The 3,503-nt window shown below is 62.4% G+C and carries 5 protein-coding genes and 1 pseudogene; 1 reads left to right on the top strand and 5 read right to left on the bottom strand.

Features of this window, described 5'->3' with window-relative positions; all coding sequences use genetic code 11:
- Positions 1–269: 269 nt before the first annotated feature.
- The gene (locus tag EN750_RS24130) at positions 270–689 is read left to right on the top strand and encodes a c-type cytochrome (protein WP_127397877.1); all 420 of its coding nucleotides are present in this window, start codon (positions 270–272) and stop codon (positions 687–689) included.
- A 78-nt stretch (positions 690–767) separates the two neighbouring features.
- Here EN750_RS24130 and EN750_RS39590 read toward each other — a convergent pair whose 3' ends face one another.
- The 5 genes and pseudogenes from EN750_RS39590 to EN750_RS24150 all read right to left on the bottom strand — a co-directional run.
- Positions 768–1,469: a c-type cytochrome gene (locus EN750_RS39590; protein ID WP_189526415.1), complete on the bottom strand. Its 702-nt coding sequence runs from the start codon at positions 1,467–1,469 to the stop codon at positions 768–770.
- A 101-nt stretch (positions 1,470–1,570) separates the two neighbouring features.
- On the bottom strand, positions 1,571–1,891 hold the full coding sequence (locus EN750_RS39595; RefSeq protein WP_348629625.1) for a hypothetical protein: 321 nt from the start codon (positions 1,889–1,891) through the stop codon (positions 1,571–1,573).
- 222 nt (positions 1,892–2,113) lie between these two features.
- Positions 2,114–2,449: a hypothetical protein gene (locus EN750_RS24140; RefSeq protein ID WP_127397878.1), complete on the bottom strand. Its 336-nt coding sequence runs from the start codon at positions 2,447–2,449 to the stop codon at positions 2,114–2,116.
- A gap of 1 nt (position 2,450) precedes the next feature.
- Positions 2,451–3,053 (bottom strand): cytochrome c oxidase subunit 3, encoded by a 603-nt coding sequence (locus tag EN750_RS24145; RefSeq protein ID WP_127397880.1) that lies wholly within the window; start codon positions 3,051–3,053, stop codon positions 2,451–2,453.
- A pseudogene (locus tag EN750_RS24150) lies at positions 3,050–3,503 on the bottom strand (cytochrome ubiquinol oxidase subunit I); the annotation flags it as partial. The gene EN750_RS24145 and the pseudogene EN750_RS24150, both read right to left, overlap by 4 nt.

Here is a 3,503-nt window from a genome sequence, read left to right on the forward strand (position 1 = left end):
CAGTTGAATTTTGCAGCAAGGATTTCGTACTGTGTCAGAAGATATCTCTCGCAAGCAAGAGCAACGGGGGACAAGAAGGATCGTCATGTGGGCGATCGCAGTTATCGCTGTGATTTTCCTTGTTCTGCTGGCTACATTCGTGTTCGGCCCACTGGTATGATTTTCGTCGCGATGGTTGAGCTGTCTACAGCAAGATCCGGGGATGATCGGGCTTTTGAGGGCGCTTGCAGCGGTCACCGGGCCGCGTCTTGCGGCGGCAGCAGGCGCGGATGAGCCGACAACCCGTCAGGCTGATGCCACTGCCTTGGGTGGCAGGCGTATCCGCGGCGGTCGTCATTGTTCCGGTGGGTTGCGCCATCAACTTGGTCCGCGGCGACAATCTCCGGGAAACCACCATTGCACAGGCCATCGGGGGCGACCCTGACCGGGCCGTCCCGGCAATGATCCGCAACGGCTGTGGCGGATGTCACGAAATCCCGGGAGTGCCCGGCGCCCGTGGCACCGTCGGTCCGTCCCTGCAAGGCGTCGTCGAAAGAGGATATACCGGGCCGTCGCGAGCCACCCCGGATGCGATGATGCGCTGGATCAGCAGGGCGCGGGACGTTGACCCGAAGACGGCCATGCCCAATACAAATCTGTCGCCTCAAGAGGCGCGCGACATTACCGCCTATCTCTATGCGCGAACATGAGGCTCGCTTAAGTCGCCCTCCGGCGCAGGCGTCTTGCCAGCAAAAGCAGCAGGCCAAGCATCAACACGGCGGCGCCCGCTACAAGTGATTGAACCGCCAGAATGATGATTGTCTGGCTGGTGTCGTTCCTGCCCGCATCTGGCGTACATCGGCCGCGGTGACGCTGAGGTCGGGATTTCCGAACCGCGCGGTGACGTAATTTGCAAGAGCTGCCACCTGGCCATCATCCAGCCAGCCGCCGAAGGCCGCCATCGATTGACGCCCGGCCACGTCACCAGCTTTTACGCCTTCAAGGATGGTCATGACGACATCCTCGGGCGTGGCCGCGCCGGGGGTGCTGTTACTGGTCAAGGACCGATAGGATCCGTCTGATGATCCGCCTCCGTTCGCCCCATGGCACGTCGAAAAGAGCGATCGATAGAGATCATCGCCGGTTGCGGTTCCGCTGCCTTGCGTCATCCCTTCGGTTCCAGCATCGCCGTCGGCCGCGGCCGCGGCCGCGTTACCCCATGAGAAACGCGGCTGCTTCTCGTCTCCCGGTTGGGCGGGCACGTCCCTGAGATAGGCGACAATAGCCTGGATGTCGTCGTCGGAAAGATGCTGCAGGCTGTTCATGACCGTTTCCGCCATCGGCCCGCCTGCGTAGGCCTTCCCGGGCACGACGCCGGTTTTGAGGAATCGAGGCAACTCTTCGTTGCTCCAGCCGCCGACGCCTGCGATCTTGTCGCTGGTGATGTTGCCAGATGCCGGCGGTGCCGCCGGCAAGCTTGTGGTCTTCATCCATGCCGAACGTCGCATTCCTTGGCGTGTGGCAGGCACCGCAGTGGCCGAGCACCTCGACAAGGTAGGCTCCCCTGTTCCATGCGGCGGTCCGGCTCCGATCAGGCGTGAAACTGCCGCTTTGGAGGTTCGTGAGCTTCCACAGCGCAACCGTCCAGCGTGAATGGAAAAGGCAGAATGTTTCGCGGCCGCGGCTGGGAAATCGGCGGCTGCGCAAGGAGATAGGCCCGGATCGCAAGCACGTCCTCGCGGCTCATTGCGGCGAAGCTGTCATAGGGCATGGCGGGGTAGAGATCGGCTCCGTCGCGCCTGATACCTTTCTGGACGGCTCGCACGAACTCGTCCGCGGAATAGCGTCCGATGCCCGTTTCGAGATCTGGTGTGATGTTGGTCGAGTATACATCGCCGAAGGGTGTCGGCACGCGATAGCCTCCAGCGAAGGGGCGGCTCGGATTGGACGTGTGACAGCCGATGCAGTCGGCCGCTCGCGTGAGATATTCACCCCTCTGGATTTCGCTCGCCCGCAGCTCGGTGCAAAGCGCCTACGACGACCGCCCGAGAAATGACGGCTGGGAATGGAATGCCCGTGGCAGGCCAAAGCGCGTACCGGCGGCGGATGGCCAATCTCCGCGTCTTTGGCGTCGTCACAGTTCGCACCCGCTGAAGATCAGCCCTGCCACCACTTGCGCCAGCAAGATGAGCGTGAACAGCGCCCCGATGCCCACCGAAGTCCTGGCAAGGAACGCGCGCGTGCGCGCCTTCCGGGGCGTACCATGCCCGCGGTCATGAACGGCGTGCCACGACAGGAGCGTGCCTGCCAGGGCGACAGCGGCGCCTATCAATGAGAACAAGGCAGTGGGACGAAAGCCGGCATGGCACTGCCAGGATGCAATGGAGTAATCGAGCTGCAGGGCTATTGCCCATGCAACTGGCCCGCTGACCAGGCCTGCCCAGGAAACGCCGGTACGGATCGCCTGCATCTCACATCCTCGGAGCCCAATAGATAACAAGATAGAGCACGACCCATGAGACGACGACGAAGTCCCAGTAGAACGCATTGTCCGAGACGTCGCTGAAGCGGCGGCCCGCCTTGCCTTTTTGCGTGAACATGAGAACCGCCAGGACGATCGTGTCGCCGACATCGGTAAGAAGATGCGTGGTATGCGGTCCAAGCAGGAACCACACGATCGATCCGTAAGCGTTCTGATCCCAGGAAATCCGCAGAGCCGGAAATTCCCAGATGCGAACGATCAGCGGAAGAATCCCGACGACCGACATGACGACCATGCCAAGGCGAACTTTCGCGAGGTCCTGGCGACGCGCCCAAAACTCGATCAGGTGGTTGGGCACGACGCTCGCAACCAGAATGATCAACACTGCCGTGCCCGGCAGCAAATCTGGCGCCGGGGCTCCGATGGGCCAATGCCGGGCCAGCACGGCCAAATAGAAGTAGGTGCCTATCGCCAAGGCAAAACCTGTTGCCTCGAGAGCAATGAAGGCAAGGGTTCCCCACCACATCGGGCTCGCCGACCCGAAATCATATGTGGGCAGGTGGCTGACGTCGGCGACGGGACGGTGCCTCATTCCTCGTCCTCCGGCTCGCCTTTCGGCCAGAACCAACAGATGAAGCCGATCGAAACCGGGATCGCTCCCCAGACCACCGCCCATGGCGTGTATATCGAACGGAGAAATGCACCGCCCACCGCAATGGCCGACAGAAGCGGCCAGATGGAGTTGTCAGCCGATGGCACCCTTAGTTGCGGCACCGCATCGGCGACCGTGCCGGCGAGCACCTCGCGTGCGTCGACACGCAGACCCTCGACCACGGGAAGCGTATCGGGCTCGGCCCAAAGCGGCTCGAGGTGAGTTACCACGGGCAGCCGCGAAAAATCGTAGGAGGGCGGCGGCGACGTCGTCGCCCATTCGAGCGTGCTCGCGCCCCAGGGATTGTCTCCGGCAATGCGGCCGTTGCGAAGGCTGAGCAGGAGGTTCAGGAAGAAAAGCGCAAAGCCGGCGAACACCACCAGTGAAGAG

The sequence above is a fragment of the Mesorhizobium sp. M7A.F.Ca.ET.027.03.2.1 genome, from assembly GCF_003999175.1.
Taxonomy (GTDB): domain Bacteria; phylum Pseudomonadota; class Alphaproteobacteria; order Rhizobiales; family Rhizobiaceae; genus Mesorhizobium.

Bases quoted from the DNA above. Each gene is read 5' to 3' on its own strand.
- EN750_RS24130 (WP_127397877.1), top strand. From the start codon at position 270: ATGAGCCGACAACCCGTCAGGCTGATGCCACTGCCTTGGGTGGCAGGC.
- EN750_RS39590 (WP_189526415.1), bottom strand. From the start codon at position 1,469: ATGAAGACCACAAGCTTGCCGGCGGCACCGCCGGCATCTGGCAACATC.
- EN750_RS24140 (WP_127397878.1), bottom strand. From the start codon at position 2,449: ATGCAGGCGATCCGTACCGGCGTTTCCTGGGCAGGCCTGGTCAGCGGG.
- EN750_RS24145 (WP_127397880.1), bottom strand. From the start codon at position 3,053: ATGAGGCACCGTCCCGTCGCCGACGTCAGCCACCTGCCCACATATGAT.